Origin of the sequence: Pigmentibacter sp. JX0631, from assembly GCF_029873255.1 — a bacterium.
Lineage (GTDB): Bacteria > Bdellovibrionota_B > Oligoflexia > Silvanigrellales > Silvanigrellaceae > Silvanigrella.
In genome coordinates this window covers 1337058-1353252 of sequence record NZ_CP123622.1, presented here as the reverse complement: position 1 = coordinate 1353252, position 16195 = coordinate 1337058, and the positions used below count along the sequence as shown (strand labels likewise).

Sequence of the window (16195 nt, the reverse complement as noted above, 5' to 3'; positions counted from 1 at the left end):
GAAAATAATTTATCAGTTATCCTGTATTTTTTTGAAATACTTGTGGAGCAAGGTTTATGTATGAAAATAAGTTTGAATTAAATTTTAAGTATTATTTTTAAATAATTAATTCCCAACTTTAACATCATAATCTAAAATAACTTCTAATTCTTCTGTTTCAATTGTTTTTTCTCCCCACCATCCTGAGTTATAAAATTTTAATACATATAGATTAGAAGAGTTTTTTCCTAACTCTAGATTAGCGTGAACTTTGTAATCAACAGAAGAATATTTAGTAGCACATATTTTTCCCATTTCTTGGTCATTGATAAACAGTCTTAAAAAATACCCATGTGTTTTTTTGATAAAATTAAATATATAGATCCAATAGCATTCTGTTCCTGAGTTATCTATTTTTAATTTAATATTTTTATTAAAGATATAAAATTCTTCGTCTAAGCTAATTAAGCTTGAATTTCCAGAAGGAATTTGCAAAGTTTTAACTAAATCAAACATTGGTTCTTGCCCTCTAAATAATGATTTTACTTCTAGTCTAGTGACAATAAATTCAATTTGAATATTTTCATCCTGATTATTTAGAAAAGAAATTTCTTCCTTAGAATAGAGGTTATTACAATACAATAATAAAAAAATTAGAGTTATATTTTTTAGCATGATTTTTTCATTCTTGTGTTTAAAAAATAAGATTATAGAGAATAAGTATATTTAATTTTTTCACGAAATGAAAAATACTAAAAAAATTAAGTATTTTTCTATGAAAATATATTGTAGTATAAATTTGATATAAATTAAAGTAAAAGTTTCATAATTTTATTAAGTTGTTATAATAATACTTTTGTTAAATTAAAAACTTTTTCTGTAAAAATTGGAGATACTCTATTTAAAACAAAGTAACTTTAGAAAAAATAAATATAAATATTATTCTTTAACAATTGCATAGAGTTTACCATCAAAAATTTTCCCATCTTTTTGATAATTTTTGCGGAGAATGCCCTCAAGTGAATATCCTGCTTTTTCTAATACTTTTGCAGACCCTATATTGAAGTCGAAGACATGTGCTGTGATGCGTATAAGCCCATATTCATTCAAACCAAGATCGGTTACTGCTTTAACAGCATTCGTCATAATTCCTTTATTCCAGAAAGGTTTTGCTAACCAATAGCCTAACTCCGTTTTGTAGGATTTCCCAATTTCAAAATCATTTAAGCCAATTCCACCAATTAATTTTCCGTCTGAATTTCGGATAGCCCAGTGAATTGGTTTTCCTATTTTTAAAGTTGATTCTGTTACGTAATTAATCCACCAATCAGCATTTGCTTCAGTATATGGGAAAGGTATGTTTAAAGTTTGGTCATATATTTGTTTTTCTTTGAAATGCTCAAGATAACTTGGTTTATCATGTGGCAAAACTTCTGAAAGATAATAAGTTCCTTCTAAATTGAGTATGATATGAGTTTTCATTCTTTATCTCCTACCTAAATCTACAATAAATAGAAATACTATAGTATGCGTTCTAATGATTGCTAAATATTTTTAATTATAAATATTATTGTTTTTATAAAATAAATTAAATTTAGTAAAAATAATATATAACCTTTAGCAAATTATTATAAAATAATATTATTTTTGACAATTTCATATTTATTTCATATAAATACTAAACTAAATATGAAAGGAATTCTTATGACTATTACTAGGCGTGATTTTCTTAATGGAGTTTCTATAGCAATTACTGCTGGTTTAACACCTCTTGATCAACTTTTTGCTTCAGAGAGAAAAAAAAAATTCTTATCCACCTCTACTTCAAGGTTTAAGGGGTAACCATAATGGTTCCTTTGAAATAGCCCACAAATTAGGTCGAGAAAAAGAAAAGTTTTCAATTAAAGATCTACCAATTTTTGAAAATTATGATTTAGTGATTGTTGGAGCAGGGATTAGTGGCTTGTCAGCTGCTCGATTTTACCAAAAAAAGTTTGGAAATGAGAAAAAAATATTAATTCTTGATAATCATGATGATTTTGGTGGACATGCTAAAAGAAACGAATTTATTATAAATAAAAAACTTATTTTAGCCTATGGAGGCACTGAATCGCTGCAATCACCAAAAAGTATTTACAGTAAGATAGCTATAAATCTGCTTGATGATATTGGTGTAAATATCGATGAATTAGGCAAATGTTTTAATAGAAATTTTTATTCTGAAATGGGTTTGAGTCGAGGAGTTTTTTTTAATAAAGAAACATTTGGCGTTGATAAGTTAATTAACGGAGATCCTGCACGAGTTATTGCAGATGATGTAGATCCAAAGCATTTGAATGGAAAGAGTTATCAAAATTTTATAAAAGAATTTCCTTTTTCTGCAGAAGATAAAATTTCATTAGTAAGTTTATTTACTAAAAAAATAAATTATTTACCTAATTTTTCGGAAAAAGAATGTTTAAAATATTTAGCAGAAACCAGCTATAGGGATTATTTAATAAACAATGTAAAACTTTCAAAACATGTAGCTTTATTTTTTCAAGCAAAAAGTTCAGATTTTTATGCGAATGGTATTGATGGGGTATCTGCTTTAGATGCTCGAAATTTGGGAGTTCCAGGTCTTGATGGTTTAAATATTCCTAAACTCAGTGGTGTCGGTAAAGCTGAACTTGAAGATCCATATATTTATCACTTTCCTGATGGTAATTCATCCTTAGCAAGACTTTTAGTAAGAAAAATGATACCAGCTGTTGCCTTAGGAAATACTATGCACGATGTTGTTCTTGCGAATTTTGATTATTCAAAATTAGATTTGCCAAGTAATCATGTTAAATTAAGATTAAATAGTACAGTTGTGCATGCATACAATGAAAAAAATTCAGTAAATATTGGATATTTTGATCATTCAGGAAAATTGATACGTGTGAAAGGCAATCAAGTTATTATGGCAGGGTACAATATGATGATACCACATATTATACCTGAAATTTCTAATATACAAAAAGACTGTTTAGCAAAAAATATTAAAGCAAATATTGTATATAGTAAGGTTGTAATAAGAAATTGGCAATCTTTTTTTAAAGCTGGAGTGCATGAAATTTATTCTCCAACCATGACTTACTGTCGAGTGAAATTAGATTATCCAGTAAATATTGGTGGATATGAACATTCTAAATCACCTAATGATCCTATTTGTCTGCATATGACTTATGTTCCAACAGTATTAGATCCTTCTTTGGATGCTAGAACAAAATCTAAATTAGGTAGATATAAACTTTTAGGAATGAGTTTTGCTGATTTTGAAAAAGATATTAGAAATCAACTGCAAAGAATGCTTGGTACATACGGTTTTAATCATGAAAAAGATATTTTAGCAATAACTGTAAATAGATGGTCACATGGATATTCTTATACATTTAATTCATTATATGATAAAGAAACAGAAGTTGATAAAATAATTACGGCGGCAAGAACAAAAGTCGGTAACATTACTATCGCAAATTCTGATTCTTCTTGGATTCCTTTTACGCATTCTGCAATAGATATGGCGTTTAGAGCGGTAAATGAATTAACTGTGAATTCATGATTATTTTGAACTGTCAGAATGAATTAACTGTGAATTTCTAATTATTTTGAATTGTCAGAATGTTATAAATATCTTTACGGTTTACTCTCGCATACTACATTTTTATCCAATATTTTATAATTTTTTGAGGAATAAATATCTGGAATTTCAATATAGACAAAGAATTGATTTCCTGAAGTGTTATTTAAGTAACTAACATCGTACGGTTCATTTTTTAATGTAGAAATTCTTTGTTCTATTGACTTTATACAATTGTTAAAATTTAAGTCAGTTGATATTTTATTTGCAACCCTAATTTTATCTAGGCAAGTGGTATCTTTTACAAGGCAGTCATTTTCAACTTTTAAACTTTTCCAGTAACGTACTCCTAATTTATTTTGTGAAGTTTTTATATATTCATAACTTTGATTGTCATGTCTTAAATCTTGGAATACTTTAGTTAATTTATTATTTTTAATAGCGAATATTTGAAATAGAAATTCAGATCCAAAACCATCATCGCCATCATTAATGATAAATTGATTTATTTTACCACCATAATACCCATCAGCCACCATTTTAATTTTAAAATCTGAAATTTTATTCTTACATACTTTTAAAATATTTACATTGTTTTTGGTTGGTTCTAAACGAATTAGTGCACCGCCTTTTTGTCCACCATCAACTTCTTCTACAACTATATAATCTGAGTATTTATAACAGTTTCTTTTGATCAAAGAATCTGAATATTTGCTTTTGCCAACAGTTATTTCTTTTTTTTCAAGAGGTAAGTCATAATTTGCATTTACTTCTGAAGCAAATGCATTAATGAGAATAATACTTGGAGTAATCATAATTGAGATATATTTGATTATTTTTTTCGCGTTCATTTTATCAGTACCAATTTAAAAATTTAATATTTATAATGCCAGTTAAGAGTTGAGAAAAATATTGTGAAGATTGAAGAAATAGCTCCAATTTGTTAGTTAATTGTTGCTTAAAACAAAGTAACAAAGGAGCTACCAATGGATTGGCAGAACCAACTCATTACCGTTTACCTTACTTCCTGCAAATTTTTTTCTCAACTTTCTCCCTACATTTTTTTAAAAATAAGTCCTAATTCAAATCCTTCGTTTACTGATGAAGAAACCATCACAATTTACATCTTTGGAATTTTGAATGAACTTAAAAATATAAAATCAATTTTTAAATTTACAAAAAATTTCCTTAGTGAATGGTTTCCAAATTTACCTTCTTATGAAGGATTTTTATTTAGACTTAACAATCTGAATCATCTTTTTCCTGAACTTTCTAAATTCCTTTTACAGAATAAAAAGTTCAAATTAAATTCAAATACTTCTAAACCTTTCGTTCTAATTGACTCTTTACCAATTATCTTGGCAAAGGGTTTTAGAGCTCACAAATGTAATACAGCAAAAGAAATTTCTTCAATTGGTTTCTGCTCTTCCAAAAATCTTTTTTATTTTGGATTGAAACTTCATCTTACTGCTTTATTTAAAAATAAACGCCTTGCTTCCCCGGTATCAATGAAAATAACACGTGCTGCAACACATGATTTAACAGCGGTTAAGAATGATCTTTTAAATTTAAATCACTCAGAACTATTTGCTGATCGAGCGTACTGCGATCAATTTACTAAACAAAAATTGGCTAAAAAAAATTCTAACTTGCATACTCCAATTAAACTTTCAAGAAGTAAAAAAACTCTCTCATACGATGAAAAAGTATATTCAAAATCTGTTAGTTCAATTAGACAATCAATTGAAATCCTATTCAACTGGCTAATTGAATCTAGTGGTATTCAAACGGCATCTAAAGTCCGTTCAACAAAGGGCTTGCTTGTACATGTTTTCGGAAGATTTTCTGCATGCCTTTTTAAGTACATGTTCTTTTTCTAAATACATATTCTCAACTCTTAACTGGCATTTATAGTTTTTTTTAGATAATTAAATAAACTTAGTGCGGAAAGTTTTTCTCCCAGATGTAATTAATTTGTAGCTGTTAATTTTGATATTCAGCACTCCTGAATATCATTCGCTGGTATGCTAAAATAGATATATTTTTAAATCAAATTTTATGATGTTAAAACAGTTTTAAACTTGATATTTATTTATTAAACTGCTCTTTTTTTCATTACTTTTCATGGTTATTTTTTGATTTTGTTATAAAATAATTCCTAGAATGAAATGTCAACACAAAATAAAGCAATATATTAGAAAAGATGCTTATAAAGCTGAAATAAAAGACTGCCCAGCATTAAAAATTGCTAATTCAGGATTGCCCTTATAGTGGAGATAGGATCTACCATAAGCAGATCCTGCAATTGTATTATGTGCAAATAAACGAATTTGCGAAGTATGATTACAAGAAACTGAAATATTTTTAGCTTCTAATTCTATGGCATTTAATTTGGCAGAGCCAAACATGTTTATTTTGAAATTTTCTACATGCCCTATTAAATTGGATTGACTGGTATCAGTTCCTTCAAAGCTAAAATGCTGCCCTTTAATATCTAACACGCTTGCGCTGACAGTGTTGCGTATATATAAGGAGTTAAGTACATGTGTGTGGATAATAATATGTGGACGATGGTTTGGGATAAAGCCCTCCTCCATTCTTATATACAGTTTACCAAAGGAGTTCACTTCCGTGAGAACTTTAGCGAATAGGCCCTCCTTGCTTCTAATTTCTAATCCTTGAGGCTTTCCGACGAAAATCTCGACATCGAAATCGTTTGCGATAGCAATTGATGAGAAGTAACCCAATACTCTGTTTTGGTAATGCGAATTCATGAGAACACCCTTTTACATTTCTATGTGAATGATTTAATCCAAAGAATTTAGGATGAGTTTAAAAATATCAACGACATGCAGACTGCCTTAGTAAAGTAACAAAAAAACGAGTTATGTCAATAGTCTAGAAAAGATTTCTTCCAAACTATGCAATTAGGCGTTGACTCAAACCCTGTCATTTGCTACTAGTTGCCATCTTCAGTTGCCGTCATTCGCGGCAAGAGGTATTTGACGCAAGACGAAATAAGCGTAAGCTATTAATAATTCTGAGGTTTTTATGAGAGAAAACATACATCCTAAATTTGGCCCATGCGAAGTACACTGCGCTTGCGGTAACACATTTGAAACTCGTGGTACAAAAAATGTACTAAAAGTAGAAACTTGTAGTGTATGCCACCCATTTTGGACAGGGAACCACAAGGTTCTTGATACTGCAGGTCGTATTGAACGTTTTAACCGTAAATACGCTGCTGCTAAAGCAAATCAAACAAACAAGTAACTGTTTAAAATTAAAAACAAAAGTAGGGGGCATATCCGTCTGGATGCTCCCTTTTTTGCATGTTAAAAAGGTTATTTGAACCTTTCACTGAATTTGAATCTTAATCTATAATTTGCCTTTTAAAATTGGAAAAATCTTATGATACAACAGCTAGCTAAAATTGAACGCAGATTTTTAGAGTTAGAAAGTCTTCTTGCTCGGCCTGAAGTTATTTCTAATAATTCAGAGTTTCGAAAATTAAGTAAAGAGCGTGCTGATCTTGAAGAAACTGTTCGAATGTATCGTGAATTTAAAAAAATAGAAGAGGAAACCGTCTCTACTGAAGAACTTATAGCTGAAAGTACTGGCGAAATGCGTGATATGGCATTTGAAGAGCTAAAGACTTTGAAAGTACGCTATAGTGAATTAGAAAAAGAACTCTCTATTCATTTGTTACCTAAAGATCCTAATGATGGAAAAAATATTTTCTTAGAAATTCGAGCTGGAGCGGGAGGCGATGAAGCAAGTCTTTTTGCTGGGCAATTATTTAGAGCCTACGCACGCTATGCTGAACGAAGAAAATGGAAAATGGAAGTCATGTCCCTGAATGAAAATGAATTAGGTGGCACTAAAGAAGTCATCGCTTTAATAGAAGGGGAAGGCGTATACAGTGTACTTAAATACGAAAGTGGCGTGCACAGGGTTCAGCGAGTCCCACAAACAGAGGCGCAAGGACGAGTGCATACATCTACAATTACGGTAGCTGTGCTACCTGAAGCTGACGATGTGGAAATATCCATTAATGAAAATGATTTACGGATAGATACTTATCGCGCAGGCGGTGCCGGTGGTCAGCATGTCAACAGAACTGATTCTGCAGTGCGTATTACTCATATACCAAGCGGAATTGTTGTTGCGTGCCAAGACGAACGTTCACAGATAAAAAACCGTGCCAAAGCAATGAAAATTCTTCAGGCAAAACTGTTCGAAGCTGCTGAAATAGAGAAAGAAAAAGCTTTTTCTGAAGAAAGAAAATCACAAGTCGGAAGGGGAGATAGGAGTGAACGAATTCGTACCTATAATTTTCCTCAATCGCGTGTAACAGATCACAGAATAAATTATACTATCCATTCTATAGATGCTTTTATGGAAGGTGATATTCAAGATATGCTTTCGATGTTGAGACAGTATTATCAAGCTGAAGCGTTAAAGTTACAAGCTGAAGGTAAATAATTTAATGAAGCAAAACGTTGAGCAAAATAAAAAAGAAACTGTTTGGACGATTCGAGAAATTTTGAATTGGACGACAAAACGGTTTGCAAATAGCGGAATAGAAACGCCACTTTTAGATGCACAATTGTTACTTAGTCATGTTTTAAATTTACCTAAAGTACAGCTTTATATTCAGATAGATAAACCTTTAAATGAAGTTGAACGAAAAAATTATCGAGATCTTGTAACGAAAAGGTTACAAGGAGAGCCCGTTGCATATTTATTACAGAAAAAATACTGGCATGAATTAGAGCTATTTGTTGATGAAAGGGTGTTAATTCCTCGCCCTGAAACAGAAACTTTGCTTGATATTGTTTTGCAATATTTAAAATTAAAAAATATTTCTCCGACAGTTATTTTTGATTTTTGCACAGGATCAGGTTGCTTAGCTATTGCTTTAGCTAAAAAATATCCAAATGCAAAAGTCATTGGAGTAGATATTTCTGCAGATGCTTTAAATGTAGCAAAAATCAATGCTGAAAAAAATAATGTGCAAAATACTATCTTTCTTCAACTTGATTTAAATTTAGAAGAAAGTTTTATAAAATTAAAAAATGAATATGGGGCAGCTGAAGTTATTGTAAGTAATCCTCCATATGTAACTTTTGACGAATGGGAAAATTTAGATATATCTGTAAAAAACTATGAACCAAAATTAGCTTTAGTTAGTGAAGATATGGGGCTTAAAATAGGAAAGAATATAACAAATTATACTGGTAAATATAATTTGTTATATTCTGCAGAGTATATATTTGCGATGGAATTAGCTCATGGACAACCAGAAAAAGTTTTTGAGCAAAAAATTCAAATTTATCCAAATAATCACTCAATTTGGAATTTACCTAAAGAACAGTATTTTTCTTTAGGGGACTTGGAAGATAAAAATAGGTTTTTAGTTTCATTAAATTATAATTAAAGGAAGTTTATTTATCTATCAAAAAAATACTCTCCGACATTAGAGCGTACTTGTGGAGATATTGCTCCATCTTCTTGTCGATAAACATATTTTCCTGAAACATTATTAGTACAATGTAACCAAACTTCATACTTTGTAATTTTGTTCTCAAATTCTTCTTCTGCAGAATAAAAAGCTACAGATTCTGTTACTTTTTTATACGTATATTTCCCAGAATATTTTTTTCGCTGGTAAGATAGTTGTTTATATAAGTTCCGTCTTTATTAAAGCTAAGTTTCATTAATTCACCAGCTAGTGGGTTTTCTTTTGTAAAAAGCTGTGAAACTTTTGAAATAATACTTTTATTAGCAAGGGAGTCAGGTAATTTGCAATTCGCATAGGAACTAAAAGGTAACAAAAAAAAGAATGAAGAAGAAAATAGATAATGCTTTATATTTTTCATTATTTCTCCAAATAAAAATAAAACACTCTAAATTATAATTCAAATTAGAGTGTTTTAATATTTATATATTTAACTTAAACTAGTCAACTGATTTTGCTTTATCTAAAACAAGATCGTCGATTAGTTTATCAATTGTTTCATAAGGTAAATTAGGTGTTGTGATGATGTGCGAAATATTTTCATATGGAGCTATACTCCATTTTTTTATCATTTCATTAGATGGCTTTTTAAACAATACTATTGGTGAATATTGATTTGTCCAAGCTTGTATTCCATTAAGTAACATTTTATCTCGGGCATATTCAGCCTTAACTATACATTCTTGCGCTATATTTTTAAATTCATCATAGGTTTTTTGATGAATTGCACACCAAAGAATTAAAGGAGTAATTCCATTTCTTGAACCTGAAATAGTGCAGTCACCACTTTTAATATACTCAATATAATGTTTAATTTTATCTACAACATTTTGGTGTGTTAAAAATACTCCACAAGGTATTGGAGATCCTATTAATTTATGCCCGCTTACCGAAATACTGTGAAAATCATTTAAATTTAAAGGTGTTGGTAAATTGCAAAATGGTAAAATTAATCCATGAAAAGCAGCATCACAATGGATATAATAATTGCTAATATTTAGGTCACTTAAAATTTCTTTTATTGTTTGAATGTCATCAATAGCACCAGTCATAGTTGTGCCTATATTTGCTAAAATAATGACTGGTTGATTTATATTTTCTATTATTTTTTCTTTTAATTCAAGATAACTTATTTCACCATTCGGGAGAACAGAAATGCAACTTGATTTGCTTCTTGTTAACTCTATTGCTTTTGCAACACTATAATGGCTATGCGCACTAAAATAAATTATTCCTTCGGGATAATGCGAGCGACCAATATGAATTCCAGTTAAATTTCCTTCTGTTCCTCCATTTGTAATGTAACCCCACACATCATTTTCTTTTTTGTATAAATTAGAAATAAAAGTTATAACATCTCTTTCAAATTCATGAGTATTTAATGTAAAATTAGATTGCAGTAAAGGATCTCCAATATTATTTAAAGCAAATTCAAAAAATTTACTTAATATTGAATAATCAAAATTTTGGTTTCCAGGATATCCTGTTATAAAATCTTTATTTTTTTTTAATTCTGCATATTTTTTTTCCAAAGTACTTCTGTAATTTGTAAAATCTAAGTTTTCCATACAATACCTCAATGTAAATTTTTAATTTTGAGTATAGTATCCGATGCAAATTACAGATTCAAATTAGATATTTAATTAATTTTATGTAATAAAAAGTAAATTAGGATTAAATTTTTTTATTTAAAAATACAGAAATTAAAAATATTTTATTATTTTATCAAAACTTCGTTTTGAAAATATTTACTGATATTTTTGTTAAAATATTCTTGACAATGAACAGCTAAAGTTTCGGTAGAAAAATTACAACCTAATAAATTTAGAGTTGTTAAAAACTCTTCATGACTTCTACCAAGACGATACTCGGGTTCTTTTGAAGGGTGAGCAAGGAGTTCAGAAATTAAGTGCATGTTTGGTTGAACTAGTAAACTACCTTGGTAAACAAGTAAATGTTTTTTTCTGAATATGCTGGTGCCGGCAATTTTTTTGTCTAAGTAACAAATATCACTTATTCCATTTTGGGATAATTCAGGACAGCCTATATCTTTTAAAGCATTTATCCAGAGCTGATTAATCATTTTAAAGTAGTTATGATTATTAAATACATCTTTGGCATAAAAAGCAAAAGTTAAAATTAAACAGCCTTCCCCTAAGACAACTGTTCCACCCCCACCTTTGCGTCGCAGAATAGGGACGTTATGTTTCGCACAGTTTTGAGTTATGACTTCAATATTTGCTTTATTAGAACTAGAAAGAACAACAATATTTGCTTTAGTTTCAAAAAAACGAAACAAAAAAGGATGCTCAAGCCCATCCTGAAAAGTAATTTTCGGCCATAAAGTAGCTGGTAAATTTAATACCCAATTATCCATCCACATATTAATGAGATAATATTTCTAAGAGTTCAGGGTGAGTCATGCGTGAAATATAAGGAGCATCTGTAGTAAAACGTTCATTTAAGTCTGTTTTTATCCAGATTGCTTCACAGCCAGCTTCTTTTGCAGCAATTAAACCCCTCTCTGAATCTTCAAATACAATAACTTCACTCGGTGATAAATTTAAATCTTTTAAAGCTTTTAAATATAGATCTGGAGCTGGTTTTTTCTTCATGCCTGCTTCCAAACCTATTATTTTATCAATAGGTAAGTGGGTAGCGGTATATTGAGATATGATAAGCTCAATTTCTTTTGCGGGACTATTGCTAGCAATAGCATTAATTACATTATTTTGGGCTGTTATATTTAAGATTTTTGGAATTTCACTATAAAACTGCGCTTTTTTGGATAAAATAAGTTCCCAATATATTTTTGCTTTTTCTTTTCGTATGGCTTCCGGATCGCAAGTTAAGCTATACAATTCAATTTCTTTTGCAACTCCTCCGCCTGTATGAGTGAAAGTTTCAAAGTAGTCGTATTCGCTAAGTTGATGATTACATAATTGAAATGCTTTAGCATAAGCTAAATAGTGTACTTTTTCAGAATCACAAAGGCATCCGTCGAAATCCCAAAGTATTGCTTTTTTGCTAAGTATTGTATTTCTTAGAACATTCAACTTCGCACTCCTTACATAATGAAATGAGCAAAGGTATCGGCTCATAATAATTGAGCAACGCAGAGCTTTTTTAACTGCTCGGTGAAATTGCATAGGTAGCATGAAACTTTTTTTTGGGCTAGTTTGAGAATTAAAGAAAAAGATAAATTTCTAAACTTATAGTTGCTATCTATAACAAACGTGTATTACTTACGGGAAGATTTGTGCTATTTTTTTATAGCCAATACGAAAGTATTTTCAATGCCTTTTAATTTAGCATATGTAGACATAGATTCTGTTACAGGTTAAATACTTTTTGTTGAATTTTGTTTACGAGGAGAGGATGAACTAAATGAAACGAGTTGTTGTTACAGGCCTTGGTATAGTCTGTCCTGTTGGAAATAATTTAGAGGAATGTTGGGATAATATTATAGCTGGCAAAAGTGGAATTGGGAAATTGACAATGTTCGAACCCCCAGAAAACTGTGTGACTATTGCTGGGCAGGTTAAAAATTTTGAACCAACTAAGTATATGAATGAAAAGGAAGTTAAAAGAAATCAAAGATTTGTTCAATTAGCAGTTGCAGCAGCAAAAATGGCTCTCGAAAATGCTAAGTTTGAAATTACACCTGAAAATCAAAATCACATCGGTGTCTCTATAGGGGTTGGTATAGGTGCTTTAGGATATTTAGAGGATCAATCTTTTATAGCAAGAACAAAAGGTATTAAAAGAGTATCTCCTTTCACTATTCCAGGTTTTATAGGGAATATGGCAGCAGGAGTAGTCTCTTCTGAAACAGGTGCGAAAGGCCCTAATGTTTGTATGGCAACGGCTTGCTCTAGCGGTGCGCATTCAATTGCAGATGCTTTGATGTATATTCAAACCGGAAGAGCAAAAGCTATGATCTGTGGAGGAGCTGAGTCTGCTCTAAGTCTAATAGCTTATGCTGGTTTTGGGCAAATGAAAGCTTTGTGTAGTGATCATTCAGAAGAGCCTGCAAAAGCTTCAAGGCCTTTTGATAAAGAAAGAAGTGGTTTTGTAATGGGAGAAGGTTCAGGAATTTTAATTCTTGAAGACTACGAATCCGCTAAGGCTAGGGGTGCTAATATAATTTGTGAATTTGCTGGTTTTGGGGCATCTGGCGATGCTTTTCATTTTACTTCCCCAGCTCCTGAAGGAGAAGGTGGAGCTAGAGCTATGCAGCAGGCTTTGCAAACTTCAGGGTTAAAACCAGAAGACATTGATTATATAAATGCACATGGAACTTCTACTGAATTAAATGATTTATGTGAAACGCAAGCTATTAAAACAGTATTTAAAGAGCATGCATACAAACTAAGTGTTAGTTCAACAAAAAGTATGACTGGGCATCTTTTAGGTGCAGCTGGTGGAATTGAAGCTGTTTTTTCAGTGATGGCGTTAAAAACAGGAATGATACCTCCAACTATAAACTATGAAAATCCTGACGAACGTTGCGATTTAAACTACACCCCAAATAAATATGACCAACGTCAATTAAATGCTGTTTTGTCTAATTCATTTGGATTTGGTGGAACGAATGTTTCATTAGTTTTCAAGAAATTTATTCCATAAAATTTTAGATTCTCGTAAAAAAAGACTTATCAATATTTTGATAGGTCTTTTTTTATTTTAAAATTTAATTAAAATTAAAAGAGTTGGGAAAAACAAATATAATGCATTTTATTTTTGAGGATTAACAATGTCTTTTAAATATTTAATAAATTTTTTTCTGACAATTTTCTTTTTAATAAATGCCTATGCAACTGCAAAAGATAAAAAAATAATAAAAGTTGGTTATTTTGTTGCCCCGACTTTTATCTATGAAAATGATCATCAGCAATTAGTTGGACCTCTTTATGCATTTTTTCGTAATATTGAAAGTATTAGTGATTTTCAATTTATGTTTGAAAAATATACGAATTCTAGAATGTATCATGAAATAGAATTAGGGCATATTCAAATGATGGCCATGTCAGCTAAACAATTAGAAAATGAATATATTATTAATAGTGAAATTCCATTTATGAAGGATAAACCTTATTTAGTTGCTAGAAGTGATTTTAGCTTAAATAAAATAACATCTGTGAAACAACTTGAAAATTTAACAATTGGTATAAAACAAGATGGAGCAATTAGCGATTTTTTGCTAAAAAATAAAGATAAATTAAAATTTGAAACATCGGCTTCAACTGAATCTGTATATTTATTACTGTTAAAACTTTTAGGAAAAAGAGTTGATTTAATTCATGGATATAGCTCACATATTTTTGGTTATTTAGCAAGAAAAAATAAAATTAGTGATAAAATAAAGCTAATTGAAATACCAGGAGAATACTCAACAATTTATTTTGGATTTTCTAAAAAATTAGATATAGCAGATAGAGATAAGTTGAATAAATTAATTAAATATTTATTGCTTGAAAAGAAAATTAATTTAACTGAACAAATTAAAAATTGGAATGACTAACTTTCATTTCTATATTACTGAGGAATGACAATGTTTTTTAGAAAATTGATGAGTTTTTTATTAGCAATATCAATATTAATAATTTTTAATGCTTCTGCAAAAGATAAAAAAATAATAAAAGTTGGTTATTTTGTTGCCCCGACTTTTATATATGAAAATGATCAGCAGCAATTAGTTGGTCCTCTGTATGATTTTATTCGAACTATCGAAAGTATAAGTGACTATCAATTTGTGTTTGAAAAGTATAATCATACAAGAATGAGCCATGAAATAAAACTAGGTCATATTCAAATGATGGCCATGTCTGCTAAGCAATTAGAAAATGAGTATGTTATTAATAGTGATATTCCTTTTATGAAAGATAAGCCTTATTTAATTGCAAGGAGTGATTTTAAATTAAATAAAATAACATCTGTAAAACAACTTGAAAATTTTACAATTGGAATAAAACAAGATGCTGCAATTAGTAACTTTTTGTTAGAAAATAAAGATAAATTAAAGTTTGAAACTTCGGCTTCAACTGAATCCATATATTTATTAATATTAAAACTTTTGGGGAAAAGAGTAGATTTAATTCATGGATATAGTTCCCATGTTTTTATTTATTTAGCAAGGAAAAATAAAATTAGTGATAAAATAAAGCTAGTTGAAATACCAGGGGAATACTCAACGATTTATTTTGGATTTTCTAAAAGTTTAGATATAGCAGATAGAGATAAGTTGAATAAATTAATTAAATATTTATTGCTTGAAAAGAAAATTAATTTAACTGAGCAAATTAAAAATTGGAATGATTAAGGTTTATTTCCAAAATTTTTAGCAATTGCTTTAGCTCAGTGATAATATAATTTGTATTAGCATTCTGTTTAGTTTTAAGACCGGTTCTATGCAGCCAACAAGTGTCAAGTCCAGCGTTTTTTGCGCCATGTATATCAGCTTCTAAATTGTCTCCAACCATTAAAACTTTTTCTTTTGGAATATGCGAATGCTTGGCTAAAGCTAAATTAAATATTTCAGCTTGTGGTTTTCTTGCCCCTACTTCTTCAGAGATAGTAACCGATTTAAAATATTTGCTTAAACTCGAGGCCTGCAGACGAGGTTTTTGGGTATCTGTAAAACCATTCGTGATAATTCCTATTTCGATATTATTTGCATGAATGATATGGCATAACTGTTCAGCATAAGGAATGGTATGTGTACTTTTGGAAATTTTTTCGATATAAAAATTTGCAAAGATTTTTGGATCTTGTTGAATTTGATGTGTTTCAAATAATTTTTGAAACCGTAGAATTTTCAAGTCATTGGCATTGATGTCGCCTTTTTCCAATAAAGTCCATAATTCTTTGTTTAATTTTTGATACTCAAAATATAAAAGATCTTGATGATAATTTATATTAAAATGAGTAATTGCCTCTTTAAAAGCAATTTTCTGAGACTTGTTAAAGTCAAAAAGAGTATCATCAGCGTCAAAAAATATTAAAGAGTATTTCATTTTTAGGCCTTTCATACCAATAACACAATGAAAGCTAGAATATTGCAAAGCTCTTGTTAAGAAGCAAGGAAAGTT

The 16195-nt window shown here is 29.8% G+C and carries 16 protein-coding genes and 1 pseudogene; 8 read left to right on the top strand and 9 right to left on the bottom strand.

Features of this window, described 5'->3' with window-relative positions:
• Window positions 1–105: 105 nt before the first annotated feature.
• On the bottom strand, window positions 106–654 hold the full coding sequence (locus QEJ31_RS05870; protein WP_280592856.1) for a hypothetical protein: 549 nt from the start codon (window positions 652–654) through the stop codon (window positions 106–108).
• Window positions 655–918: 264 nt separating this feature from the next.
• Complete coding sequence (locus QEJ31_RS05865; RefSeq protein WP_280592855.1) at window positions 919–1461, bottom strand: GNAT family protein; 543 nt, start codon at window positions 1459–1461, stop codon at window positions 919–921.
• A 222-nt stretch (window positions 1462–1683) separates the two neighbouring features.
• On the opposite strand from QEJ31_RS05865, the pseudogene QEJ31_RS05860 reads away from it, so the two are divergent.
• A pseudogene (locus QEJ31_RS05860) lies at window positions 1684–3565 on the top strand (FAD/NAD(P)-binding protein).
• 74 nt (window positions 3566–3639) lie between these two features.
• On the opposite strand, the gene QEJ31_RS05855 reads toward QEJ31_RS05860, so the two are convergent.
• Window positions 3640–4434, bottom strand: a complete 795-nt coding sequence (locus tag QEJ31_RS05855; RefSeq protein WP_280592853.1) for a hypothetical protein — start codon at window positions 4432–4434, stop codon at window positions 3640–3642.
• 135 nt (window positions 4435–4569) lie between these two features.
• Here QEJ31_RS05855 and QEJ31_RS05850 point away from each other — a divergent pair, with 135 nt between their 5' ends.
• Window positions 4570–5463 carry an IS982 family transposase gene (locus QEJ31_RS05850; protein ID WP_280592852.1) on the top strand — a complete coding sequence of 298 codons (894 nt, stop codon included), beginning with the start codon at window positions 4570–4572 and terminating at the stop codon, window positions 5461–5463.
• Window positions 5464–5790: 327 nt separating this feature from the next.
• On the opposite strand, the gene QEJ31_RS05845 is transcribed toward QEJ31_RS05850, so the two are convergent.
• The gene (locus tag QEJ31_RS05845) at window positions 5791–6357 is read right to left on the bottom strand and encodes a DUF2807 domain-containing protein (protein WP_280592851.1); all 567 of its coding nucleotides are present in this window, start codon (window positions 6355–6357) and stop codon (window positions 5791–5793) included.
• A 277-nt stretch (window positions 6358–6634) separates the two neighbouring features.
• Here QEJ31_RS05845 and rpmE point away from each other — a divergent pair, with 277 nt between their 5' ends.
• The 3 genes from rpmE to prmC all read left to right on the top strand — a co-directional run bounded on the left by rpmE (window position 6635) and on the right by prmC (window position 9023).
• On the top strand, window positions 6635–6856 hold the full coding sequence (rpmE, locus tag QEJ31_RS05840; protein WP_158999405.1) for a 50S ribosomal protein L31: 222 nt from the start codon (window positions 6635–6637) through the stop codon (window positions 6854–6856).
• A 138-nt stretch (window positions 6857–6994) separates the two neighbouring features.
• Window positions 6995–8068 carry a peptide chain release factor 1 gene (prfA, locus tag QEJ31_RS05835; protein WP_280592850.1) on the top strand — a complete coding sequence of 358 codons (1074 nt, stop codon included), beginning with the start codon at window positions 6995–6997 and terminating at the stop codon, window positions 8066–8068.
• A 4-nt stretch (window positions 8069–8072) separates the two neighbouring features.
• The gene (gene prmC, locus QEJ31_RS05830) at window positions 8073–9023 is read left to right on the top strand and encodes a peptide chain release factor N(5)-glutamine methyltransferase (RefSeq protein ID WP_280592849.1); all 951 of its coding nucleotides are present in this window, start codon (window positions 8073–8075) and stop codon (window positions 9021–9023) included.
• A 187-nt stretch (window positions 9024–9210) separates the two neighbouring features.
• Here prmC and QEJ31_RS05825 read toward each other — a convergent pair whose 3' ends face one another.
• The 4 genes from QEJ31_RS05825 to QEJ31_RS05810 all read right to left on the bottom strand — a co-directional run bounded on the left by QEJ31_RS05825 (window position 9211) and on the right by QEJ31_RS05810 (window position 12160).
• Complete coding sequence (locus QEJ31_RS05825) at window positions 9211–9465, bottom strand: hypothetical protein (RefSeq protein ID WP_280592848.1); 255 nt, start codon at window positions 9463–9465, stop codon at window positions 9211–9213.
• A 79-nt stretch (window positions 9466–9544) separates the two neighbouring features.
• The gene (locus QEJ31_RS05820; protein WP_280592847.1) at window positions 9545–10672 is read right to left on the bottom strand and encodes a histidine decarboxylase; all 1128 of its coding nucleotides are present in this window, start codon (window positions 10670–10672) and stop codon (window positions 9545–9547) included.
• Window positions 10673–10821: 149 nt separating this feature from the next.
• Window positions 10822–11481, bottom strand: a complete 660-nt coding sequence (locus QEJ31_RS05815) for a hypothetical protein (protein ID WP_280592846.1) — start codon at window positions 11479–11481, stop codon at window positions 10822–10824.
• Between the two features lie 7 nt (window positions 11482–11488).
• Entirely contained in the window at window positions 11489–12160 is a 672-nt protein-coding gene (locus QEJ31_RS05810; protein ID WP_280592845.1) for an HAD family phosphatase, read from the bottom strand.
• Between the two features lie 331 nt (window positions 12161–12491).
• Between QEJ31_RS05810 and fabF the strand changes: the two genes are divergently transcribed.
• From fabF to QEJ31_RS05795, 3 genes are all read left to right on the top strand, one after another.
• The gene (fabF, locus tag QEJ31_RS05805) at window positions 12492–13733 is read left to right on the top strand and encodes a beta-ketoacyl-ACP synthase II (RefSeq protein WP_280592844.1); all 1242 of its coding nucleotides are present in this window, start codon (window positions 12492–12494) and stop codon (window positions 13731–13733) included.
• 127 nt (window positions 13734–13860) lie between these two features.
• A complete protein-coding gene (locus QEJ31_RS05800; protein WP_280592843.1) occupies window positions 13861–14628 on the top strand; it encodes a transporter substrate-binding domain-containing protein in 768 nt (255 codons plus the stop codon).
• A gap of 30 nt (window positions 14629–14658) precedes the next feature.
• A complete protein-coding gene (locus QEJ31_RS05795) occupies window positions 14659–15426 on the top strand; it encodes a transporter substrate-binding domain-containing protein (RefSeq protein WP_280592842.1) in 768 nt (255 codons plus the stop codon).
• On the opposite strand, the gene QEJ31_RS05790 is transcribed toward QEJ31_RS05795, so the two are convergent.
• Window positions 15407–16120 (bottom strand): YjjG family noncanonical pyrimidine nucleotidase, encoded by a 714-nt coding sequence (locus QEJ31_RS05790; protein ID WP_280592841.1) that lies wholly within the window; start codon window positions 16118–16120, stop codon window positions 15407–15409. The genes QEJ31_RS05795 and QEJ31_RS05790 overlap by 20 nt on opposite strands.
• Window positions 16121–16195 lie beyond the last annotated feature (75 nt).

Bases quoted from the DNA above. Each gene is read 5' to 3' on its own strand.
- prfA (WP_280592850.1), top strand. From the start codon at position 6,995: ATGATACAACAGCTAGCTAAAATTGAACGCAGATTTTTAGAGTTAGAA.
- QEJ31_RS05855 (WP_280592853.1), bottom strand. From the start codon at position 4,434: ATGAACGCGAAAAAAATAATCAAATATATCTCAATTATGATTACTCCA.
- QEJ31_RS05845 (WP_280592851.1), bottom strand. From the start codon at position 6,357: ATGAATTCGCATTACCAAAACAGAGTATTGGGTTACTTCTCATCAATT.
- QEJ31_RS05825 (WP_280592848.1), bottom strand. From the start codon at position 9,465: ATGAAAAATATAAAGCATTATCTATTTTCTTCTTCATTCTTTTTTTTG.
- fabF (WP_280592844.1), top strand. From the start codon at position 12,492: ATGAAACGAGTTGTTGTTACAGGCCTTGGTATAGTCTGTCCTGTTGGA.
- QEJ31_RS05795 (WP_280592842.1), top strand. From the start codon at position 14,659: ATGTTTTTTAGAAAATTGATGAGTTTTTTATTAGCAATATCAATATTA.
- QEJ31_RS05815 (WP_280592846.1), bottom strand. From the start codon at position 11,481: ATGGATAATTGGGTATTAAATTTACCAGCTACTTTATGGCCGAAAATT.
- rpmE (WP_158999405.1), top strand. From the start codon at position 6,635: ATGAGAGAAAACATACATCCTAAATTTGGCCCATGCGAAGTACACTGC.
- QEJ31_RS05800 (WP_280592843.1), top strand. From the start codon at position 13,861: ATGTCTTTTAAATATTTAATAAATTTTTTTCTGACAATTTTCTTTTTA.
- QEJ31_RS05820 (WP_280592847.1), bottom strand. From the start codon at position 10,672: ATGGAAAACTTAGATTTTACAAATTACAGAAGTACTTTGGAAAAAAAA.
- prmC (WP_280592849.1), top strand. From the start codon at position 8,073: ATGAAGCAAAACGTTGAGCAAAATAAAAAAGAAACTGTTTGGACGATT.
- QEJ31_RS05870 (WP_280592856.1), bottom strand. From the start codon at position 654: ATGCTAAAAAATATAACTCTAATTTTTTTATTATTGTATTGTAATAAC.
- QEJ31_RS05865 (WP_280592855.1), bottom strand. From the start codon at position 1,461: ATGAAAACTCATATCATACTCAATTTAGAAGGAACTTATTATCTTTCA.
- QEJ31_RS05850 (WP_280592852.1), top strand. From the start codon at position 4,570: ATGGATTGGCAGAACCAACTCATTACCGTTTACCTTACTTCCTGCAAA.
- QEJ31_RS05790 (WP_280592841.1), bottom strand. From the start codon at position 16,120: ATGAAATACTCTTTAATATTTTTTGACGCTGATGATACTCTTTTTGAC.